The organism is Paenibacillus sp. UNC499MF (assembly GCF_900107975.1).
Classification (GTDB): Bacteria; Bacillota; Bacilli; order Paenibacillales; family NBRC-103111; genus Paenibacillus_F.
On the sequence record NZ_FNVF01000001.1, the window covers coordinates 328137 to 349812 of the forward strand.

Below are 21676 nucleotides of genomic sequence, written 5' to 3' on the forward strand. Positions count from 1 at the left end.
AAACCGTAAAGCCGTAAAGCCGTAAATCCATAAATTCATAAATCTAAATCCATAAATCCGGACAGCAATCCCATTCATTTATGTAGGAGGAGATTCATAGTGAACTATACCCGCACGCTCTTGACGATTCTCGCCGCCGCGCTCCTGACATCCGCCTGCGGCAAGGAAGAGGCGTCCAAGTCTGCCGCGCAGACGTTCGGCTCCGCTTCGGCCGCGCAGACGCCGGCCCCGTCCGCCACGGCTTCTCCCGCCGCAGCCGCGGGAAGCGCCGCACCGGACGCGACGCCCGCTCCGGGCGGCGCAGGCGCTCCGGGCGGACTGCCGCCTTCCGCCGGCAATGCCGGCGTAGGGCCCGCGGCGTCCGTAGCGCCCGCCACGGCGCCGCGGCAGAGCCCCGCGCCGGGCGCGGCAGCCCCGTCCGGCGCCGTACCGCCGTCCGCGGCCCCTTCCGGCGGAGCGTCCGCCGGAACCGCTCCTGCGGCAAGCGCGCCGCCGCAGAAGAACGCTTCCGCCGGTACCGGCGCCGCGGACAAGACCCCGGCCGCAGCGAAGCCGTCGGCGGCTCCGGCCAAATCTTCGTCCCCCGTGCTGAAGTGGACGGAGTTCTTCGACGACGAGAAGCAGGCGACGCCGTCGGATAAATTTTGGGATCTCAACGGCAAAAACGTGGAGATCCGGGGATTTATGGGTGAAGTCCTGTCCTTCGACAAGCACTGGTTCCTGCTTATTCCGGCTCCGGGAGCGGAATGTCCTTTTGACAACGGCGACGAGACTTACTGGAACAAGATTATGATCGTATTCGTGCCGAAGGAGACGAAGCTGCGCTACACGTCAGGGCCCCTCAAAATCAAGGGAAGACTCGACGTCGGCATCAAAGTCGACGAGTCCGGCTACAAGACGATGTTCCGTCTCTACGACGCTTCTTTCGAATCGATAAAAGAATAGCTTATCTCTATTTTCTCCGCGAGGATTGGCTCTAGCCAGCATTACCCGTTTGCGATAAACTGGAAATAAAAAGCGTGTCGATACCGGGCGGAATTGCCGCTCCACGCGGCGCTGCGGGGCCGGATGCCGCACTTTCCGGAACGGAGACGGCGGACGAAGGCCTCTCCGGGCCGGGCATTCCGCAGCTTCGTTATCCGCCAAGGTGTCGTCCGAATACAGGGGGATCGCAGATGTCGAACAAACCGTTATCTATGGGAATCATTCTTGTCGGGGTAGCTTTGGTGCTGCTGCTCGGAAAAATCGGCGTTTTCACGTTCATCGGGGCGCTCCTGTGGCCGCTTGTGGTTCTTGTGCTGCCCGGACTCGTGCTGCACGCCCTCGTCTTCAATCGGACACTGCCGCCCGCTGCGGTCTTTCCTGGCGGCGTTCTCGTTACGTACGGCATTCTCTTTTTCTTGTGCAGCCTGTTCGGCTGGGGGCTTATGTCTATCCTGTGGCCGGGTTTTATTTTCGGCATCGCGGTGGGGCTTTATGAACTCGTTTATTTCGAAAAAGGCCGGGATAACGGGTTGCGGACGATTGCCGTCGGGCTGGCGCTCGTCTCCGTTGTGCTGCTGCTCTTCAACCTGGTGTTTACGGTGAGCATCTACGTGTTTATCGTGCTCCTGCTGGCGGCCGGCGCCGTACTGATCATATCGGGCAAAAGAATCTGGTAACGTGTAAAAAGTGTGGAAACCGGAGGAGAAATACCTCTTTTACTGCCGAAAAACCTTGCTTTTACAAGTTCTATCGCGTATAATCGGAACGTTGTAGCGTCGGAATGCATCCGGCGCTTATTTTGAAGCAGAACCCGGTCAGGCGTCTCTACGGTTTTCGCAGCCGTCCCGGCAGACCGTCCGGTTTACAAAGCTGTCAAAGCAGTCCAAGACAGGCATGTTCCCCGGAACGGCCGAAGCTTCGGCTTACGGCTTTCCGCGTCACATACGGTACCACAACGTTTATGTCAAGCATCATGGCTTTGCCCATTCAATAAAAGCGCGCTGCGCCCAAGGAGAGAGGACCTACCTTTATGTTTCCCAGAGAGAAAATCCGCAACATCGCGATCATTGCCCACGTTGACCACGGTAAAACCACGCTAGTCGATAAGCTGCTCCAGCAATCCGGTACATTCCGCGAGAACGAAGCCGTTCAGGAACGCGCCATGGACTCCGGCGATTTGGAACGGGAACGCGGCATCACCATTCTTGCCAAAAACACGGCCATTAACTATAAAGACCACTTGATCAACATCATGGATACTCCAGGACACGCCGATTTCGGCGGCGAAGTGGAACGGATTATGAAAATGGTTGACGGTGTGCTTCTGGTCGTCGACGCTTTCGAAGGAACGATGCCGCAGACGAAGTTCGTGCTCCGCAAAGCACTTGAGCAGAACCTGACTCCTGTTGTCGTCGTGAACAAAATCGACCGTCCGAACGCTCGTCCGCTCGAAGTTATCGATGAAGTGCTGGATCTGTTCATCGAACTCGGGGCCAATGACGATCAGCTGGAATTCCCGGTTGTTTACGCATCCGCCCTTCAGGGCACGTCCAGCCTTGAGGCAGACTCTCAAGGCGAGAACATGCTGGCTCTGTACGAAACGATCGTCAGCCACATCCCGCATCCGACCGAAAGCGTGGACGAGCCTCTTCAATTCCTCGTCACCCTGATGGACTTCAACGAATATCTGGGCAGAATCGGGATCGGCCGTGTGAACCGCGGTATTATCAAGCAGGGTCAGTCCGTAGCCGTTATGACCCGCGAAGGCGGCATGAAGCAGGCTCGTATCGAGAAGCTGTTCGGTTTCCAAGGCTTGAAGCGTGTGGAAATCGAGCAGGCCGGCGCCGGCGACATTATCGCGATCTCCGGTATTAAGGACATCAACATCGGCGAGACGATTGCCGATCCGGCCAACCCGGAAGCACTGCCGGTTCTGAAAATCGACGAGCCTACGCTGCAGATGACGTTCATCGTCAACAACAGTCCTTTCGCGGGCCGCGAAGGCAAATGGGTGACATCCCGCAAGCTTCGCGAGCGTCTGTTCAACGAGCTGGAAACGGACGTTTCCCTGCGCGTGGAAGAAACCGACAGCCCGGATATGTTTATCGTATCGGGACGCGGCGAGCTTCACCTCGGTATTCTTATCGAGAATATGCGCCGTGAAGGCTTCGAGCTTCAAGTTTCCAAGCCGGAAGTCATCATCCGTCAAATCGACGGCCAGAAAATGGAGCCGATCGAGCGTCTTCTGATCGACGTGCCGGAAGACAGCATGGGCGCCGTTATGGAAAGCCTCGGAACGCGCAAAGCCGAAATGGTGAACATGGTGAACCACGGCAACGGCAACGTCCGTCTGGAGTTCCTGATCCCGGCCCGCGGCCTGATCGGTTACCGGACGAACTTCCTGACCTTGACACGCGGCTACGGCATCATGAACCATGCTTTCGACAGCTACGGCCCTTATGCCGGCGCAGGTGTCGGCGGCCGTCACGAAGGCGTACTCGTTTCCATGGAGAACGGTGTGGCCACCACTTACGGCCTGATGTCGATCGAAGACCGCGGTACGCTTTTCGTAACGCCGGCTACCGAAGTGTACGAAGGCATGATCGTCGGCGAGCATACGCGCGATAACGATATCGTCGTTAACATTTGTAAAGAAAAGCAGCTTAACAACATCCGTTCCGCAGGGAAAGACGATACCGTTAAGCTGAAAGTTCCGAGAATTTATTCTTTGGAGCAGGCTCTCGAATATTTGAACGATGATGAGTATTGCGAAATCACTCCGAAATCGATCCGTCTTCGCAAGAAGATTTTGAACAAGAACGAGCGTGAACGCGCGGAGAAGCAGCGCAAAACCGCTGACGCCAACGCGTAAACCAACTGAATCCATCTTTTCACCCACGAAGGGAAATAAGCGGGAATTTGTGTTCCTTCGCCTTATTTCCCTTCTTTTTTAACTATACAAAGGGGGTTGCAGCGTAATGTACCAATGGTTTGCCGAAAATTTTTGGCTGACGTGCCTCATTATTTTCATCATGATGTCCTTCGTGTATAACAAGGTTTTCCGTACACGCAGGCTGCCGGTTTTGAAAGCGCTGATCGTTTACGTCTTGCTTGCGCTGGGTTCGTTTATGCTTACGTTTTTTCAGGTGCTCGGACCGCAAATTCCGATTGTTCCTTCGCTCGCCGTAGCGATTTTACTTATGGTGATTCTGAGGATCCGTTATTTTGTCGAAGGACGGCGTAAAAAGAAAGACTCCGGACAAACGGGCCGGTAACGGGGACAAGGGAATCCAAAATATGAATCTAAACCGGGGGGCCGAGAACGATGACGCTTCAGGACGCTCTGTTCAACTGGCTGCAGATCCGCATTGTGGCCGAGGCGAGACCTCTTGACGAGGCGGCGCGCAAAACAGCCGACTTTTTCGAAGAGATTTTGCGGGAAGATCATGGTGTAAGCGAATTTGAGAAAACGGAGGCGGATGAGTTTCGTCTTCGGATCGATTATGTGCGGGAGGGTGAGAAGCAGTCTGCCTTCTTCGACCGTGAGCATGCCCGGCGCCTGTTGGCCGATATCGATTCCAACCCCAAGTATAACGAATAGCGGTATTTTCGCGTCCGGATAGACAAGGGTGACATATCTTCCTTGTGAAGACGAATACAATGGTTGTATCTGTCGCTAAAGGAGTGTGAATCCGTATCTGACCGCTGCTGTACATAGCGTGAAGCTTTTTCCATGTGATATACTGAAATCAGGCGGGCCTTGGTTCGCTAACAGCACTTATTTAAAATGATGCAGGAGGCGCTGCAGACATGGCGGAAGAAATTACAGCTCTCTCGGAACAACTGATTGCGGAATTTCAAAAGGAAAAGCTCGTCCTGCTGCATACGATCGACTCGGAAACGGGAGCGCCTACGGCCAATGCCATTTCGTGGGTATATGCGCCGGATTCGGGGAGAATACGCTTTGCTGTTGACAAGCGTTCCCGTCTGATTGCCAACTTGGAGAAAAACCCGTCGGCTACCGTTACGATGATTGCCGCGGGAACCGTACACGCTATTTACGCGGAAGCCGCGCCTGTGGCCGAAGTTCTTGAAGGGGTTCCTTTCAAGCTGGCCTGCTATGATCTGAATATCCGCGCCGTCCGCGACGCGATGTTCTACGGTGCCCGTATTTCCGTAGACCCTGAATTCGAGAAAACTTATGACAAACGCGCAGCCGACAAGCTGGACGGACAAGTATTTGAAGCGATGAAAAAAGCCTAGGCACTTTTGTGCCCGGGCTTTTTGTCACTTTGGCGCTTTGTCTGAAAATGCCGCTTTCTGTGGAATCGGGGAATGCGGTGAGCTGAACAAGAACCGGAAGCCGCCCGGAATCGATCCGCGGAAAGGGAGTACACCTGTAGCTTTTCCCCCGGGGCCGTATCGTGGCAACCCCGTAAACATTACAGATTCGGGAGGGAATTTCGGGAATGAAAAAAATTTTCGTGCTCGATACCAACGTACTGCTGCAGGATCCGAACGCGATGTTTTCTTTTGAAGATAACGAGGTTATCATTCCGGCCGTCGTGCTGGAAGAAATCGATTCCAAGAAGCGCAATGCCGACGAAATCGGGCGCAACGCCCGGATGGTCTCGAGACTGCTGGACGCGATGCGGGCACGGGGGCGGCTGCATGACGGAATTACGCTCGACAGCGGAGGCAGCCTGAAAGTGGAGCTGAATCATAAGAGCTTCAATAAAATGCAGGAAGTCTTCGCCGAGGTGACGAACGATAACCGGATTATAGCGGTGGCGCTTAATTACCGGACGGAGGAACAGACGAAATCCGAGCCGCGGCCCATCATTCTGGTCAGCAAGGATACGCTTGTCCGTATCAAGGCGGATGTGCTCGGTTTGACCGCGCAGGACTACTTGAGCGACCGTGTCGTGTCCGACCACGAAATGTATGCGGGCGCCACGACGCTTCATGTTCATCCGTCCGTCATTGACGAGTTTTACTCGTTCCGGTTTCTGAGCGTGCCCGCACTTAATCTGGGCTACCGGCTGAACCCGCACGAATTCGTCATTCTCCGGGACGAACTGGGCACGTCGAAATCAGCGCTGCTCAAAACGTCGTCCGACGGCAAAAAGCTGGAGCCGCTTTTCTTATCCAACGAGCCGGTATGGGGAATCGCCGCACGCAACGCTCAGCAGCGGATGGCCCTGGAGCTGCTTCTGAACGACGACATATCTTTCGTCACTCTTTCGGGGAAGGCCGGCACCGGCAAAACGCTGCTGACGCTGGCGGCTGGACTGCTCAAAGTGGAAGACGAGCGTAAATACAAAAAATTGACGATCGCGCGTCCGGTTGTTCCCATGGGGAAAGACATCGGCTACCTGCCGGGTGAGAAAGACGAGAAACTCCGGCCCTGGATGCAGCCGATTTACGACAACCTGGAATTTCTCTTCGATACGAAAAAAGCGGGCGATATCGAGAAAATACTCGCCGGGCTAGGCAGTATTCAGGTAGAAGCTTTGACGTATATCCGCGGACGCTCGATTCCCGGACAGTTCATTATTATCGATGAGGCGCAGAATCTTTCGAAGCACGAAGTGAAAACGATCGTATCGCGGGTGGGAGAAGGCAGCAAAATCGTTCTGCTGGGAGATCCCGGTCAGATCGATCATCCTTACCTGGACGCGGCAAGCAACGGTTTGACCTACGCGGTCGAGAGGTTCAAGCAGGAAGAAATCAGCGGACACGTGACACTGGAAAAAGGCGAGCGCTCCCATCTCGCCCAACTGGCGGCGGATCTGCTGTAGCGCGCGAAAAGCGGCGGGCATAGAGCCCTGCCGCTTTTTTGCTGTGCCTGCCGGAAGTTTCGGGTACGGCATTCATTATTCAAGAGATGATAAAATCTACCGTACAGCCGTAAGCGCGGGCGGTCCGGTCCATCAGTTCGTCATGCTGGCGGTCGACCGCGAAGTGAAGACCGTCCGCTTCGTGAAACCGGGCGATCACGTATTCGTCCATCTGCCGCTGAGCCGGCTCCGGTTCCGCTTCGGATGCGGTTTTCATGGGAGAATCCGGATCTTGTACAGCGCCTGTTCCAAGGCGGAAGACAGCGATGCCGGGTTCGTATAAGTAAAGGTGCCCGGCTCCGCTTTCAAAACCGTAATCCGAAAAATGCCCCGTCCGTTCCGTATGGGGAGGAAGCAGCACGAGATTCATCGGCTCGGCTTCATAACCGTGCCGGCTGACGAGCTCCTGCGCTTGTTTTAGCTCCTCCTCGCGGTTAAAAATAAAGATTTCTTTATCCTGATCGAACAGTTCGACAGTTTCCTTAAGCTCGGGATAAAACGGAGCGGAGACGGCCGCTGATCCGTCTTGGCCGAGATCCACGATAAGAGCAGGCTTAAGCTGCATAATCAATTCCTCGCTTTCGTATCCGGCGTATTTACATTCACCCCATGAAGACCCCTTCATCACACGCACCTCATCAGCCTTAAGGGACTAAATACTTGCCCTGCAAAGCGGGCTGTCACGCCGGACGGGACCGGCTTACCAGTTCAGCCCGAGCTTAATGGCCAAAAGCCCGTCCTCCAGCGTGATATGCTCCACGGAGACGAAGGAGAATAGCTTCTTGGGATAAATACGCAGATTAAATTCCTTTTCCAGTGACTTACCCGTTGTATCGGGCAGTTTAAACCCGTTAAACACTAATTCCTGCACGCGGAAGGCGATGACGGGCTGATCGCCGTCTTTTTCCATTTCGTAGGTACCTTTGATGGAGACATCCATATCGTCCTTGGTGCCGAAGGCCATAATACCGTCCGGCTTGAACTGGAACGTAAGGTCGTCGAACTTGCCGTCTTTGCTGCGCAGGAATGCGTTAAGCTGATGATCGGTCATCTGAAATTTGCCGCCGCCTTGTTCCAGGGTTAGATGGCTGTCTTTGCCCCCGGGTGTGAGCAGTTCCGGGAAATAATCCATCACGCCGGCCAGTGAACGGAAATAAGTACGGAACAAAGGCAGTCCTTCCTGTTCCCAGCGCCCGTTGAGCTCCTGGATCAGAGCGAGTATAAGTTCGCTTCTTCCGCTGGCGTCAAGTTCCCGGTTCAGTTCGGACTGGAGCGCGAGAATCCGCTCTTTTTGCTTGAGGTAATTTTCTTTGGTTTTCTGCAGATCGGTGCGTTGATTCGCCAGTTTCGTTTTCATGGTGCCCAGCTCGCGGTAGGCATCCTGATGAGCCGTGAGCGAACGGTGATCATGATCGAGAATGATGTCCAGATACTCGTACGTTTTGAGGAGATCCGGCAGCGAACGGACCGACAGCAGGACCGACCAGAGCGATTCGCGCTCTCCGGCATAGTAGGAGCGGATGACCTTGCCCGCTCTTTTTTTCGCATCTTTCACGACGACTTCCTGGGCGGCGATCTTTTTCTCTGTTTCGGTCAGCTGATCGCCGAGCGTTACGTCTTCCTCCGCAAGGCGGGCGATTTCACGGTCGATTTCATGGACCGTCAGCCCTTTCTGCAAGAGCGCTTCGGTCTCTTTCTTTTCCGCTTCCGTATATTCCGCACGCACCGGATGATAGAGAAGACTTGTCCCGAGCAGAAGGGTACAGATGGTGAGGGAAAATTTTTTCAAAATCATGTGCCGACCCCTTTAGTTCCGAAATTATCCCATTTTATGAGGATGGGTTCAAAAAAATACTTACCTCCCGCTGGCGGAAAGTAAGCAGCATGCTCTATTGTTCGCCGCCGCTGACAAGACGCTTCAGAACTTCATCGACAGACTTTGTCTGCCGGGGCAGGGGCTTGCGGAATTCGGGCACCCGGTTCACGGCGTCGAAAGTCTGATGGAAAGAGAAAGTCTGGGCGGATGCGGAGGATTTATTCCCTTTGGGACCGGTAAACTTAAAGTCCATTTCGAGCTTGCGCAGAAATCCTTCCTTGTCGACAACGACCGTCCATTTTCCGGGAGCGGACAATTTAAACGAGCTTGCCGAGCGCCGGAATTGTGCGGCCTGAGTTTCGGTAATCAGTCCGTTTGATTTCAGAACTTCCAGCATGCGGGGCAGCTTCTCCTGAAGCTTCTTGTTCCAGGCGCCGGCGCTCATGCGGGTCACGGAGGCGGTATACGACCGGGCATCCGAACCGTCTGCCAGCCTGACTTCCCCGTCAGTTTCAAACCAGGCTTCGTCGGCCCCTTCCTGCAGGAGCTTGGACAAATCGGAAGAAAGCCGGGAAAGGCGTTCCGGCACGGGAGGAGCCGAAGGTTTCGAATCCGGGCCGGATTTGTTCCCTGCGGAAGCCGGAGATTCGGGCGGCAGCCCCAGAGTGGTCACGAAATATTCGTTCTCCGGGTTGAGAAGTGGCATATGAAAAAACAATTTGTTATCTTGGAAAAGAAGAGGAACGGTAAGTTCGGCCGAACCGCTGCGTGAAGCTGCTTTGAGATCGGATTCCCACCGGATCGGATTCAGGGAAGCGGCGCCTTTCCATTCCAGCCTGCTGTCTTTGAGAAAAGAGAAAAGCTGCCCGGACAGAGTGGACGAATCCCCTTCCGCAAGCCCGTCCAGGTGAAGATCGGCCCCGCCTTCGAAAGCGAAGGCGTTCATCTCCGCCTGCTTGTGCAGGGCGCCTTTGACGGCAGCCTTGGCGGCTTCGCGGTCCGAACAGCCGGAAATGAGAACGGCGGGAATGGCGGCGGCTATAGAAAGTGAAATGAGTGCTTTGAACATGCAGGAAATCCCCTTCCTTTTCTACCTTTTCTATTATATCTATTCAGGTTCTATTTGTCTTTATCCCTACAATTTTCCTGGAGGCGAGAAAATGAGCGGATTTAGCGGGCATAGGGGCATTCCTTCGGGAACCGGAGAAACTGCGGGGGATGCCGGACATCCGGAAATCGTCGCGATGTTGAAAAGAAAAATAGAAGAAGAGGGACCTCTTCCTTTTCGGGACTATATGACGATCTGTCTGTATCACCCGGAATTCGGCTATTACCGCCGCGAAGAGCCCAAAATCGGACGCGAGGGCGATTTTTACACGAGCTCCAACCTGGGGAGCTTCATGGGCGAGATCATCGCCAGCGAGCTCCTGGCTTATGCCGGGGACAGGCCGTCCGGCGGGTCCGTCGAATTCGTCGAATTCGGCGGAGGCACGGGCCGTCTAGCCCGGCACGTGCTGGACGCGCTGCGCAGCCGCAGCCCGGAGCGCTACGCGTCCGTTTCGATCACGTCGATCGAATCGAGCGCGTACCACCGCGCTCTGCAGCGGGAGACGCTGCGGGAGCATGCGGACCGCCTCCGGTTCCTGACGGAGGCGGAGTGGCTTGCCGAGCCGGCCGGGGGCGGCGTGTTCGCCGTCGCCAACGAGCTGGCGGACGCGATGCCGGTGCACCGCGTCCGCTGCCGGGCCGGCCGGCTCGAGCTCGGTGCGGTCGGATGGGACGACCGCACCGGCTTTACCGAGCGGTGGCTGCCGCTCGGAGAAGACCACCCGGCCGCGCTGCATCTCGGCCGCGAGGGCATCCGCCTGGCCGGCGGGCAGCAGGCGGAAGTGAATCCGGGTGCGGGGGAGTGGATCACCCGCGCCGCGGGGCGCATCGGCAGCGGACGGCTGCTGATGATAGACTACGGCGATACCGCCGGAGAACTCTATGCGTCCCACCGGATGAACGGGACGCTGATGTGCTACCGGCGGCATATCGCCGATGACAATCCTTACGCCGCCGCGGGGCGCAAGGATATAACCGCGCACGTCGATTTCACGGCGTGCATGCGTGCGGCCCGGGCGGCGGGATGGACCGTCGCCCGGTACGAGACGCAGCGCGAGTTCCTCGTGCGCGGCGGCATTCTCGGCCGGCTCGTGGAACATGCCGGCCGGGATCCGTTCAGCCCGGAAGCGAGGGCGAACCGGGCGATCCGGCAGCTGCTCGTCAGCGACGGGATGAGTGAGCTGTTCAAGGTGCTGACGCTCCGGCGTGAAGAAGGCTGAATCCGCGCTTGATGTCCGCGGATGCCGGTTCTTAAGCAGAGGCCCGTAATGTACGCACAAACAAGCTTAGTTCAGGAAGCGGGAAACGGTCAGCGGAATGGACGACATGCCTCCGTGTCCAACGAAAAAAAGGTGATCCGCGAGTTCAATCGCGAATCACCTTTTTTGCTCAAGCGCCGTATGTAATTAGAGCGGCATTTTGAACACGGACCAGTACGTGAATCCGGTAAACGAAATAACCATATAGCCCCAGAACAATACAATGTATGTACGTTCCGACAGCTTCAGATAGCCAAGTAGTACGAATACGACGGTTTGAAAAAAGAACAGCATGGACATGGGATACATTTCTCCCGCCAGACTCATCAGGGCGATCACCAGAGTCCAGAAACCCAGAACTCGGAACATGCGATCCATGAAAAACTTCCCCCTCTCCTACCACGATGCGAAATAATCTAATCTTCATTATACCCAGCAGACCCTATAGTGTAAACATCCAATCGTCCACCTTTGTTAAAAAGTTGTGACAAGCATTGCCAGTTCGGGAGAAATCTCCCGTGGTTGTCTCTTAACCGGTCTTCTTTTTAGGTATGAGTGTCATAAAAAATGGAAATACCAAATAGTATCAAATAGATTCTATGAAATCTGCCAGGGGCATAGAGATATTACGAGCGGAGCCGTTCACGGATAAATCTCCTGCCCGGCTTATGAACGGTCCGGCCGATTGGGCATGGAAGTCGAATGCGCGGTAGGACGTGATCTATTTTGGACAATAGGTTAGGAGGATTGTAAAACATGACGGCAATCAGGCAGGATGCTTGGAGCGATGAAGATGATTTGATGCTCGCGGAGGTAACGCTGCGCCATATCCGGGAGGGCAGCACTCAACTGGCCGCGTTTGAAGAAGTGGGGGAGCGTATCGGGCGGACGGCCGCGGCATGCGGGTTCCGGTGGAACAGCTTCGTACGCAAAAAATACGAGGCCGCCATTTCCATTGCGAAATCCCAGCGGCAGAAAAGAGCGCAGCAGAAAAAGCATGCGGCCGTTTCTACTATTTCCGGGGGAGCTTCGCTGGCCGTTCTGGACGTTCTGGACCCGTCGGGCCGCGAAGTAACGGAAGAGGCTCTTTCCATTGATGCGGTAATCCGGTTCCTGCGGCAGTGGAAGCAGACCTATCAGGATCTGATGCGCCATATCAAACAGATGGAGCGCTCTTTGAACGACAAGGAAGAGGAGCTCTCCAAATACCGCAGAGAGAACGAGCAGCTCAATAAGCAGGTCAATGAAGTTGAAACCGATTACCGGGTTGTCAACGATGATTATAAGGCACTTATCCAAATTATGGACCGTGCCCGGAAAATGGCTTTTTTAGTAGAAGAAGAGGAAGAGAGCAAGCCGAGGTTCAAGATGGACGCAAACGGCAATTTAGAAAGAATAGATTAAAAATCTTCCTGGGAATCCTTCCGGTTTACTGCCCGGGGGGATTATTTTTTTTGAAGCGCCAAGAAGGATTCCGCCGCCCTTGCGGTGAATGGCTGAAAAACGGCGAATCATGCAGACAGGAATAAGGAGCGGAATGCAAAATAAGATGAAGGAGTGGGAGCCATGCGGATAGAAGTCATCGGAGGCGGCTCGCTGGGACTGCTGTTTGCGGCCAAACTGGCGGCAGCCGGCTGCCGGGTGAAGCTGGTTACGAGGAGCAGGGAACAGGCGGAAGCCGTGAACAAGAAAGGAATCCGTGTGGAAGGCCGGACGGAGTTGACGGCTGAAGTTCCCGCAATCGCTTTTGGCGATGCCGTGAACGGTCTGGATTCCGCGGTTGAATCCCAGGCGCGGCTTATTCTCCTCGCGGTAAAACAGACGGCTTTGACGGAAGAATTGGCTTCTTATCTGATCTCTTCCATGGAGAATGGCGCGGCGCTTGTTTCGCTGCAGAACGGGATCGGCCACTGGGAGAAGCTCGACAGCGAGAAAGCCCGTCCCTTCATGATCCAGGCTGTGACCACGGAGGGGGCAAGACGTTTGTCGCATTCGGAAGTGGCGCATACGGGCCGCGGCTGGATACGGATCGGGCGTATTCATGCGGAGGATACGGAACCGTATACGGAGAAGACTCCGCAGCTGGATTTAAAAACGGTTGGAGATTGTTTGAAGCAAGCAGGATTTGACGTTTGTGTGTCGAAGAGTATAGAGCGCCATATATGGAGCAAGCTTTTGATCAATGCGGTGATCAATCCGCTGACGGCTCTGCTCCGGATTCCTAACGGGAAGCTGCCTGAGACTTCGGACTCACTGCTGCTGATGAGGAGGCTCTTCGAGGAAGGAAGGGATCTGGCGCTTACACAGCACGTAACGGTTGAAGAATCTTTATGGGACGAAATCCTGGAAGTTTGCCGGAAGACAGCTGTCAACCGATCTTCGATGCTGCAGGATATTGCGGCGGGCAGGACGACGGAAATTGAGGCGATCACGGGTAGTCTGCTTGGTATAGCCGGGCGGACCGGGATGCTCATGCCCACTCATGAAACCGTATACCGGCTGATTAAAGCTGCGGAGCAAAGTGGGTGATGATGGGATTGGATTCATTCATAGACGGATTGTCCAGCGTATATGCGGTACTCGCTATGCTCCCTTTTCTTTCCTTTGTACTGATATGGATAATCGTATATATTGTAACCAAAGAAAAGAAAAAATCCACCCGGATTACTATGGATCTCACGACCTTCCTGCTGCTGGGCTCCGTCGCATCGTTGTGGAATTCTTTGTTCTCCAGCTCGTTCGGATTATGGTTTCTTCTGCTGGTCATTCTCATCGTTTTCGGACTTATAGGCGGATACCAGAATGACAGGAAAGGGAAGCTGGAACTGGGGAAATCGCTGCGCGTCGTGTGGCGGCTCAGTTTTATGGGACTTTCTCTTCTGTATGTCATGTTTATGGTGGTACGCATGGGGACGGCTGTTCTCGGATAGCGGTCTCCCTTTTGCCGACATGAATTGACCGCAGTTCAACTAATTGCCGAATTAACGCTCTAAAGCAGTGCTGGCGCAGGTTAGGCGCGGTTCTGAAGTCTCAAATACTCGAACCTATGTAGAAAATTACAAGTAGATTTTATTGACCTTTGGTTGTATAATAGGTAATTAGTAACAGTTTAGCCTTTACAGCATTTTAACATTTTTGCAAGAGAAAGTTCTTTTTCATAAAAAGATTCTGGACTTCCTGACAAACTGTGTTATAAAATGTAACATGTAAGGGCGAAAGGCCGATATTGTCGCTTTAGCTCGGAGAAGTGCCTTAATTAGGGGAAGCGGTGTCATTGGAAAATTCAAAATTTTCCGTCAAACACCTTTAACCATAAGATTTATTATTCAAAGGGAGGAATAATTACCGTATGAAAGCTAAAAAGTGGGTTTCCACTGCGGTTGCACTGACGCTGGTCGGCAGCATCGCAGCAGGTTGTGGCAGTGACGACAAGGCAGCAACGGGGGATAACGGCGGTACAGACAAAGCAAATGCCGCTAAGCAAGAACTTCGCATTAACTTCAATGCTGAGCCACCGGTTCTCGACAGCTCCAAAGGTACTACAAATGCAGCGTTTACAATGCTGAACGCACTCAATGAAGGTCTCTACCGTCTCGATAAAGACGGCAAACCGCAGCCTGGACTTGCAGCTGCCAAACCGGAAATTTCCAAAGACGGCCTCGTTTACACCATTAAGCTTCGTGATGCGAAATGGGCCGACGGCCAGCCGGTTAAAGCAAGCGACTTTGTTTATTCCTTCCAACGTACTCTCGATCCGAGCACTAAAGCGCAATACAACTTCATGACTGCCTGGATTAAAGGCGGAAACGACGTCATTAAAGCTAAGCCTGAAGAAGTTGAAGCTAAGAAAAAAGCTCTGGGCGTAAAAGCGGTTGACGAGAAAACACTTGAAATTACACTGGAAAAGCCGGTTACCTTCTTCGAAGATCTCCTTGCTTTCCCGATCTTCTTCCCGCAACGTGAAGATCTCGTTACCAAAAACGGTGAAAAATACGGCGGCGACGCTGACAAAATTATCGGTGCAGGTCCGTTCGTTCTTAAACAATGGAACCACGACCAAAACCTCGTGTTCGAGAAAAACCCGAACTACTGGGATGCTGCCAACGTAAAACTGGAGAAACTGACGGTTAACATCGTAACGGACTCCAACAGCTCCTTGAACCTGTATGAAACCGAAGAAACAGACGTAACGAACTTGAGCAGCGACCAGTTCAAAGCGAAATCCGAGACAGACAAAGAAAACATCAAAGTGAAGAACGAATTGACTTCGATGTACTTTATGTACAATCAGAAGAACAAAGTTCTGGCCAACAAAAACATCCGTAAAGCTCTGACGCTTGCTGTTGACCGTGACGCTTACGTTAAGACGCTGGCCAACAACGGTACTGCAGCGGCAAGAGGTCTTGTAGCCGACGGTACTCAAGACGGCAACAAGAACGAATTCCGTAAAACAGCCGGCGACACGCTTCCGAAAGCAGATCCGGCCAAAGCGAAAGAATACCTGGCAGCAGGTCTGAAAGAGCTCGGCATCGACAAACTGCCTGAACTGAAGCTTCTCGGCGACGAGCAGGGCTCCGGTAAGAAATCCATCGAATTCCTGATGGGCGAGTGGGAGAAAAACCTCGGCTACAAAGCAGTCGGCGAGCCTGTTCCGCACAAACTGCGTGTAGAACGTCAAAACAAAGGCGATTACGATATCGTTCTTGCACTTTGGGGCGCTGATTACAACGATCCGATGACTTTCCTCGACATGTGGGTAACGGGCAGCGAGTTCAACAACGTTTACTACAGCAACCCTGCCTATGACGAGAAAATCAAAGCCGCTGACAAAGAAGCAGATCCGGCTAAACGTTCTCAGTTGCTGGTAGACGCAGAGAAAATCCTGATGGAAGATATGGCTGTAGGTCCTGTCTATTCCCGTAAAGTTCCTTACCTCGTGCGCAACACGGTACAAGGTCTGATCCTGCCGAACTACGGTATGGAGTGGGATGTTAAAGGGGTAACAATCACGGAAGCGAAGAAGTAATTCTTCACCTTCCTCAGCTAGCTTAATAAGCAGCTAAAGTCAGAAGGGGACGCACCTCGCGGGACGTCCCCTTCCGGCTTCATTTTTCCAAAAGGAGGACCCTATGTGTTCAGATATATCCTACAGCGGCTGTTCTATGCCATCATTACACTTTGGCTCGTCATCACGGTCACCTTCGTTCTGATGAAGCTGCTTCCGGGCGATCCGTTCGGAGAAGCTGTACTGAAGATGTCCAAAGAAAACTATCAGATTCTGCTAGCACAATACGGGCTCGATAAGCCGCAATGGCAGCAGTACCTGCTTTACCTGAAACATGTTATACAAGGCGATTTGGGGGTATCCTTCCAATTCCCGGCGCGTGATGTGACAAGCATGATCAGTTCGGGTTTCAAACCGTCTTTTGAGCTGGGCATTTACTCCATTTGTGTCGCACTCGTGTTCGGTTTGCTGCTCGGTATTATCGCCGCGCTCAACCATAACAAATGGCAGGACCGCACGGCTATCTTCATCGCTGTTGTCGGTGTGTCCATTCCATCGTTCGTTCTTGGACCGCTTCTTGCTTACTATGTCGGCAACAAGCTGGGCTGGCTGCCCGCTGCATTGTGGAAAGGTCCTTCCTACAAAGTTTTACCGACCCTGGCGCTATCGTTCGGTACGCTTGCCAACGTGGCCAGAATGATGCGTACGTCCATGCTGGACGTATTGAATCAGGATTATATCAAAACTGCGAAAGCAAAAGGTTTGGCGAGTCACACGGTTGTATGGCGTCACACGATTCGTAATGCCATCATGCCGGTTGTCACCATTATCGGACCGGTTTTTGCGGGATTGATTACCGGTACGCTTGTTGTGGAACAGGTTTTCTCCGTTCCGGGATTAGGTAAGCAATTGGTTAATGCGATCTACTCTAATGACTATACCGTTATTTCCGGTATGACCATTTTCTACTCTGCGATTCTAATTATCGTAATTCTTATTACCGACATCCTCTACGGTTACATTGACCCGAGAATTCGTCTGGGGAAAGGCGGGAAGTAAACTATGCAAAATCCAGGACAATCGACTGTAAACGCATCCGGTAAATTTGCGCCCTTGATTAAGGACGAACATTTACAGGAGCAAATCGTCCGCCCGTCGCTGACCTACTGGAAGGATGCTTGGCGTCGACTCAAGAAAAATCGACTGGCTATGGCCGGCTTGTTCATACTCATTCTTCTGACTCTCGTTTCGATCGTGGCTCCATTCCTGTCGCAATTTGAGTATAGTGCGACGAATCCGTCCATCGCCAACCAGAAGCCGAATTCCGTACACTGGTTCGGTACCGACGATCTGGGCCGCGATTTGTGGACACGCGTATGGTGGGGAACCCGTATTTCCCTGTTTATCGGAATTGTGGCGGCTGTCATTGACTTGATCGTCGGTGTTATCTACGGCGGTATTTCCGGTTACTATGGCGGCAAAGTCGATTCCGTTATGCAGCGCTTTATCGAAATTATTTATTCCATTCCGTTCCTGCTGATCGCCATTCTGCTTATGATGGTGCTTAAGCCGGGCATTACGTCCATTATTATCGCTTATTCGATTACGGGCTGGGTACCGATGGCGCGGCTTGTCCGCGGTCAAGTTCTTCAGCTCAAGGAACAGGAATACGTTCTGGCTTCCCGCACACTGGGCGCCAACACGGGCCGGATTATTCTGCGCCACCTGATTCCGAATGCGCTTGGTATTATCGTGGTTCAAATCACGTTCGTAGTTCCTTCGGCGATATTCGCGGAAGCCTTCCTGGGCTTCATCGGTATCGGTATCCGTCCGCCGCTCGCGTCGCTCGGATCCCTTCTGTCGGACGGAGCGGCTTCCATGCGTTACTATCCGTTCCGCCTGCTGTTCCCGACAGCTGTATTCAGTCTTATTCTGCTAAGCTTCAACGTGCTCGGTGACGGTCTTCGTGACGCGCTCGATCCGAAGATGCGTAAGTAAAGGGAGGGAGTACCTTGAGTAAGCCCAAAGAAAATATTTTGGAAGTAAAGGATTTGAAGGTCTCCTTTAACACCTACGCAGGTGAAGTTCAGGCGGTTCGCGGTGTCACATTCGATCTTAGAAAAGGCGAAGTGCTTGCAATCGTAGGGGAATCCGGCTGCGGTAAATCCGTGACCTCCCAAACGCTCATGCGTCTGATTCCTTCACCTCCCGGCGTTATTAAAGGAGGCTCCATCCTTTTTGACGGTAAAAAAGGCAAGGTGGATATCACCAAGCTTTCCAATAAACAAATGGAATCCGTTCGCGGTTCCGAAATGGGTATGATTTTCCAGGATCCGATGACGTCGCTCAACCCGACCATGACCGTGGGCAGACAGATCAGCGAAAGCTTGATCAAGCACCAGGGCATGACCAAAGAGCAGGCGCGTCAGCGTTCGATGGAACTTCTCCGCCTCGTCGGTCTCTCCAACGTGGAAGGCCGTATCAAGCAGTACCCGCACGAATTTTCGGGCGGTATGCGTCAGCGGGTTATGATCGCCATCGCGCTGGCCTGCAACCCGAAACTACTTATCGCGGATGAGCCTACAACGGCTCTGGACGTTACCGTCCAGGCCCAGATCATCGATCTGATGAGAGAATTGTCCATCAAAACAGGTTCCTCCATCATCCTGATTACGCATGACCTCGGGGTCGTGGCCGAAATGGCTGAACGCGTGGTCGTAATGTACGCGGGTAAAATCGTGGAAAAAGGAACCGTAGACGAGATTTTCTACGATCCGAGACATCCTTACACATGGGGACTTCTGAAATCCGTTCCTCGTCTCGATACACGGGCGGATGAAGAATTGGTCCCGATTCCGGGAACCCCGCCGGACTTGTTCGCTCCGCCGAAAGGCTGTGCGTTCGCGGCACGCTGTCCTTACGCGATGAAAGTATGCGTGGAGGAAGATCCGGAACATACCCAGCTTTCGGCCGAGCACAGCGCAGCCTGCTGGCTGCTCCATCCGGATGCGCCTAAAGTCGAGCGTCCCGTTGAAGTAGGAGGGAAGCAGCATGTCTGATCAAACGATCTTATCCATACGTAATATGAAGAAGCACTTCGATCTCGGCCAGGGCAAAATCCTGAAAGCGGTCGATAACTTCTCAATCGATATCAATCGCGGCGAAACTTTCGGTCTGGTCGGTGAATCCGGCTGCGGTAAATCCACGGCAGGACGCACCATTATCCGCCTTTACGAGGCGACGGACGGTGAAGTTATTTTTAACGGCGAGAACGTTCATAAACTGAGCGGCCGTAAAATGCGCGATTTTCACCGGAACATGCAAATGGTGTTCCAGGATCCGTATGCCTCGCTTAACCCGAGAATGACGGTCGGCAACATCATCGCGGAAGGCCTCGACATCCACGGTGTCGCTTCCGGCAGCAAACGCCGCGAGCGCGTAATCGAGCTGCTGGATGCGGTAGGTCTCAACGCGGAGCACGCCAGCCGCTTCCCGCACGAATTTTCAGGCGGTCAGCGTCAGCGTATCGGGATTGCCCGCGCGCTGGCAATCGAACCGCAGTTCATTATTGCGGACGAGCCGATTTCCGCACTCGACGTATCGGTGCAGGCTCAAGTCGTCAACCTGTTCAAGAAGCTGCAAAAGGACCGGGGACTGACTTACCTGTTCATCGCGCATGACCTTGCGATGGTGAAGCATATTTCCGATCGTATCGGCGTTATGTACCTGGGGAATCTGGTGGAAGTCACCACTTCCAAAGAGCTTTATGCGAACCCGCTTCACCCGTACACCGAATCTCTGCTCTCCGCGATTCCGATTCCGGATCCGGAAATCGAGCGCAGGCGCGAACGCATCATCCTGAAAGGCGAGGTTCCGAGCCCGTTGAATCCGCCTAGCGGTTGTCCTTTCCGGACCCGCTGCCCTAAAGCGATGGATCAATGCGCAGTCACGATGCCTCCGATGAAAGAAGTGGAACCTGGGCATTTCGTGGCCTGCCACTTGTACTAACCGTTAATCGCTGCAGCATAGAACCGCCCGTCCGCTCTCCAATCCAGGAGAGGCCGACGGGCGGTTTTTTGTGCTGCGTTGTGCTTAAAGTTAGCAAGAACGGAGTTACTTATGGTGCTGCGACGTGTCCTTGGCAAACGAGATGGTCGGTTTTTGTTATGCTGCTGCCTTACCTATGGGCCAGCACGCCGGGCTTTCTTGACGTGCTGCAGCCTCTGCCAATGGTTAACGTAAAACCTTAACCCGATACGGACGCCGCCTCGCGTACAGCTTTTTCTTGTGTTTCTTTCGAAAGTGTCTCTTCTTCGGCAGCCTGCTTCGGAAGCATGATGGTGTAGAAGGCGGCCACGACCAGCATAATAAGACCCAGTACAATATAAATCCAGTCCAGCGAAACGAACCTCGGGTAGAACAAGGCGATAAGTCCGAGCGCCAGAGACTGTGCTCCCATCATCAGCGGATCGATCCACGCGTTCACCCTTCCCATCATTTTGCCGTCCACAATTTGCGGCATCCAGCCGCCGATCGCTATATTGGCAGGTGCAATTAAAATTCCCATAAGGAGGAAGCCGAGTATAAACAGCCAGACGTCAGTGATATAATTGCCTACGATCACCATAAGTCCGCTGGAGACGACGCTGCCTATGATCATGACGTGCGGCTTTATTTTTTTGGCCAAAATCGCCCCGAGCGCGCTGCCGGCCAGCACCCCGACGCCCAGGCAAATGGAATAGAGCGAAGCGAATTTTTCATACTCGCCGGTTGCGAGTTTATATTTCAGTGTGAACAAGGGAAGGACGGCAAAGCCTCCGTTAACGAAACCGAAAAGAATAAATCCGGTAATCATGGACAGTAGAAGAGGCTTTCTCCAGATGTACCGCATGCCTTCGGCAAAATCTACCCAAACGGTTTTAACGCTCATATCCCGCCATTTTCCCGGTCCGTTAGGCTGCTCTACCTTCTCTTCAAAGCTGCAGGAACGGATAAGGAGAGCCGAGAGGATAAAACCCAATCCGTCGATTACGACGGCCCCTTCTACTCCGATCCAGTGATACGCCAAAGCGCCGAGGGCCGTTCCGAAGAGCATGAACAAGCCGAACACCGTCTGGTTGAGACCGGCAGCCTGCATATACTGGTCCTTGGATAAGATGCCCTGCACAAGGCCGATTTCGGCCGGGGCGAAAAATTTCGCGACCGCGCCGCGAAGGAACAGGATCAGGAACGTGAGCGGCAAAACTTCCAAAAAAAGCGACAGGAAGAGAAGGGCGGTCAGTCCGATTCGGATATAATTGGAATATAAGCAAATGGACTTCCGGTTCATCCGGTCGGCCGCGACTCCGACGATAAAGAACACGAACAAGGTCGGCAGGGAATACATCATCTCCGCCAGCGTCATATAGAAGGGCTGGGAGCTGAAGCGGTCGAGCAGGAAGAAGGCAAACGCCATATTTCCGATCATGGTGCCGAGCTGCGAGAAAAAGCTGGCGGTGAACAGTTTGACAAACATACGGTTTTGGAACACGTTCATAAGTATCGATCCTTTCTTTTTCGCGCGCTATGTTCTTTATTCATAATAGAAGATATTGGAAGATTAGAAAAGAGGCGCGCGAATGAACCTTTGCTGCAGCCTGAGTCGGTAAGGTTTGTAGGTCCGCAG

Annotated in this window: 21 protein-coding genes; 16 read left to right on the forward strand and 5 right to left on the reverse strand. The window is 53.5% G+C overall.

Annotated features, from left to right (window positions below):
• Positions 1 to 99: 99 nt before the first annotated feature.
• The 7 genes from C4S74_RS01425 to C4S74_RS01455 all read left to right on the forward strand — a co-directional run bounded on the left by C4S74_RS01425 (position 100) and on the right by C4S74_RS01455 (position 6785).
• A complete protein-coding gene (locus tag C4S74_RS01425) occupies positions 100 to 945 on the forward strand; it encodes a hypothetical protein (RefSeq protein WP_103993587.1) in 846 nt (281 codons plus the stop codon).
• 230 nt (positions 946 to 1175) lie between these two features.
• The gene (locus tag C4S74_RS01430) at positions 1176 to 1661 is read left to right on the forward strand and encodes a hypothetical protein (protein ID WP_103993588.1); all 486 of its coding nucleotides are present in this window, start codon (positions 1176 to 1178) and stop codon (positions 1659 to 1661) included.
• Positions 1662 to 2014: 353 nt separating this feature from the next.
• Positions 2015 to 3856, forward strand: coding sequence for a translational GTPase TypA (gene typA / locus C4S74_RS01435; RefSeq protein WP_103993589.1), 1842 nt, complete (start codon positions 2015 to 2017; stop codon positions 3854 to 3856).
• Between the two features lie 106 nt (positions 3857 to 3962).
• Positions 3963 to 4259: a YlaH-like family protein gene (locus C4S74_RS01440; RefSeq protein WP_103993590.1), complete on the forward strand. Its 297-nt coding sequence runs from the start codon at positions 3963 to 3965 to the stop codon at positions 4257 to 4259.
• A gap of 50 nt (positions 4260 to 4309) precedes the next feature.
• Entirely contained in the window at positions 4310 to 4585 is a 276-nt protein-coding gene (locus tag C4S74_RS01445) for a hypothetical protein (RefSeq protein WP_103993591.1), read from the forward strand.
• 209 nt (positions 4586 to 4794) lie between these two features.
• Positions 4795 to 5247, forward strand: a complete 453-nt coding sequence (locus tag C4S74_RS01450; protein WP_103993592.1) for a pyridoxamine 5'-phosphate oxidase family protein — start codon at positions 4795 to 4797, stop codon at positions 5245 to 5247.
• 206 nt (positions 5248 to 5453) lie between these two features.
• Positions 5454 to 6785, forward strand: a complete 1332-nt coding sequence (locus C4S74_RS01455; protein ID WP_103993593.1) for a PhoH family protein — start codon at positions 5454 to 5456, stop codon at positions 6783 to 6785.
• Between the two features lie 79 nt (positions 6786 to 6864).
• On the opposite strand, the gene C4S74_RS01460 is transcribed toward C4S74_RS01455, so the two are convergent.
• The 3 genes from C4S74_RS01460 to C4S74_RS01470 form a co-directional block, all read right to left on the reverse strand.
• A complete protein-coding gene (locus C4S74_RS01460; RefSeq protein ID WP_258042350.1) occupies positions 6865 to 7449 on the reverse strand; it encodes a hypothetical protein in 585 nt (194 codons plus the stop codon).
• 75 nt (positions 7450 to 7524) lie between these two features.
• Positions 7525 to 8619 carry a hypothetical protein gene (locus tag C4S74_RS01465; protein WP_103993594.1) on the reverse strand — a complete coding sequence of 365 codons (1095 nt, stop codon included), beginning with the start codon at positions 8617 to 8619 and terminating at the stop codon, positions 7525 to 7527.
• 94 nt (positions 8620 to 8713) lie between these two features.
• The gene (locus C4S74_RS01470) at positions 8714 to 9709 is read right to left on the reverse strand and encodes a hypothetical protein (protein ID WP_103993595.1); all 996 of its coding nucleotides are present in this window, start codon (positions 9707 to 9709) and stop codon (positions 8714 to 8716) included.
• A gap of 91 nt (positions 9710 to 9800) precedes the next feature.
• On the opposite strand from C4S74_RS01470, the gene C4S74_RS01475 reads away from it, so the two are divergent.
• Positions 9801 to 10967, forward strand: a complete 1167-nt coding sequence (locus C4S74_RS01475; RefSeq protein ID WP_103993596.1) for a class I SAM-dependent methyltransferase — start codon at positions 9801 to 9803, stop codon at positions 10965 to 10967.
• A 186-nt stretch (positions 10968 to 11153) separates the two neighbouring features.
• Here C4S74_RS01475 and C4S74_RS01480 read toward each other — a convergent pair whose 3' ends face one another.
• Positions 11154 to 11384, reverse strand: a complete 231-nt coding sequence (locus C4S74_RS01480; protein WP_009671348.1) for a DUF2626 domain-containing protein — start codon at positions 11382 to 11384, stop codon at positions 11154 to 11156.
• Between the two features lie 378 nt (positions 11385 to 11762).
• Here C4S74_RS01480 and C4S74_RS01485 point away from each other — a divergent pair, with 378 nt between their 5' ends.
• The 8 genes from C4S74_RS01485 to C4S74_RS01520 all read left to right on the forward strand — a co-directional run bounded on the left by C4S74_RS01485 (position 11763) and on the right by C4S74_RS01520 (position 20019).
• Positions 11763 to 12410, forward strand: coding sequence for an RsfA family transcriptional regulator (locus C4S74_RS01485; protein WP_103993597.1), 648 nt, complete (start codon positions 11763 to 11765; stop codon positions 12408 to 12410).
• 162 nt (positions 12411 to 12572) lie between these two features.
• Positions 12573 to 13535 (forward strand): ketopantoate reductase family protein, encoded by a 963-nt coding sequence (locus C4S74_RS01490; RefSeq protein WP_103993598.1) that lies wholly within the window; start codon positions 12573 to 12575, stop codon positions 13533 to 13535.
• Entirely contained in the window at positions 13535 to 13936 is a 402-nt protein-coding gene (locus C4S74_RS01495) for a DUF3397 domain-containing protein (RefSeq protein ID WP_103993599.1), read from the forward strand. The genes C4S74_RS01490 and C4S74_RS01495 overlap by 1 nt, the downstream gene beginning before the upstream one ends.
• Positions 13937 to 14355: 419 nt before the next feature.
• The gene (locus C4S74_RS01500) at positions 14356 to 16032 is read left to right on the forward strand and encodes a peptide ABC transporter substrate-binding protein (RefSeq protein WP_103993600.1); all 1677 of its coding nucleotides are present in this window, start codon (positions 14356 to 14358) and stop codon (positions 16030 to 16032) included.
• 105 nt (positions 16033 to 16137) lie between these two features.
• A complete protein-coding gene (locus C4S74_RS01505) occupies positions 16138 to 17070 on the forward strand; it encodes an ABC transporter permease (protein WP_103993601.1) in 933 nt (310 codons plus the stop codon).
• 3 nt (positions 17071 to 17073) lie between these two features.
• Complete coding sequence (locus tag C4S74_RS01510) at positions 17074 to 18009, forward strand: ABC transporter permease (RefSeq protein WP_103993602.1); 936 nt, start codon at positions 17074 to 17076, stop codon at positions 18007 to 18009.
• A 14-nt stretch (positions 18010 to 18023) separates the two neighbouring features.
• The gene (locus C4S74_RS01515; RefSeq protein WP_103993603.1) at positions 18024 to 19070 is read left to right on the forward strand and encodes an ABC transporter ATP-binding protein; all 1047 of its coding nucleotides are present in this window, start codon (positions 18024 to 18026) and stop codon (positions 19068 to 19070) included.
• Complete coding sequence (locus C4S74_RS01520; protein WP_103993604.1) at positions 19063 to 20019, forward strand: ABC transporter ATP-binding protein; 957 nt, start codon at positions 19063 to 19065, stop codon at positions 20017 to 20019. Before C4S74_RS01515 ends, C4S74_RS01520 begins: the two co-directional genes overlap by 8 nt.
• 238 nt (positions 20020 to 20257) lie before the next feature.
• On the opposite strand, the gene C4S74_RS01525 is transcribed toward C4S74_RS01520, so the two are convergent.
• Positions 20258 to 21547, reverse strand: coding sequence for an MFS transporter (locus tag C4S74_RS01525; protein WP_103993605.1), 1290 nt, complete (start codon positions 21545 to 21547; stop codon positions 20258 to 20260).
• Positions 21548 to 21676: the final 129 nt, after the last annotated feature.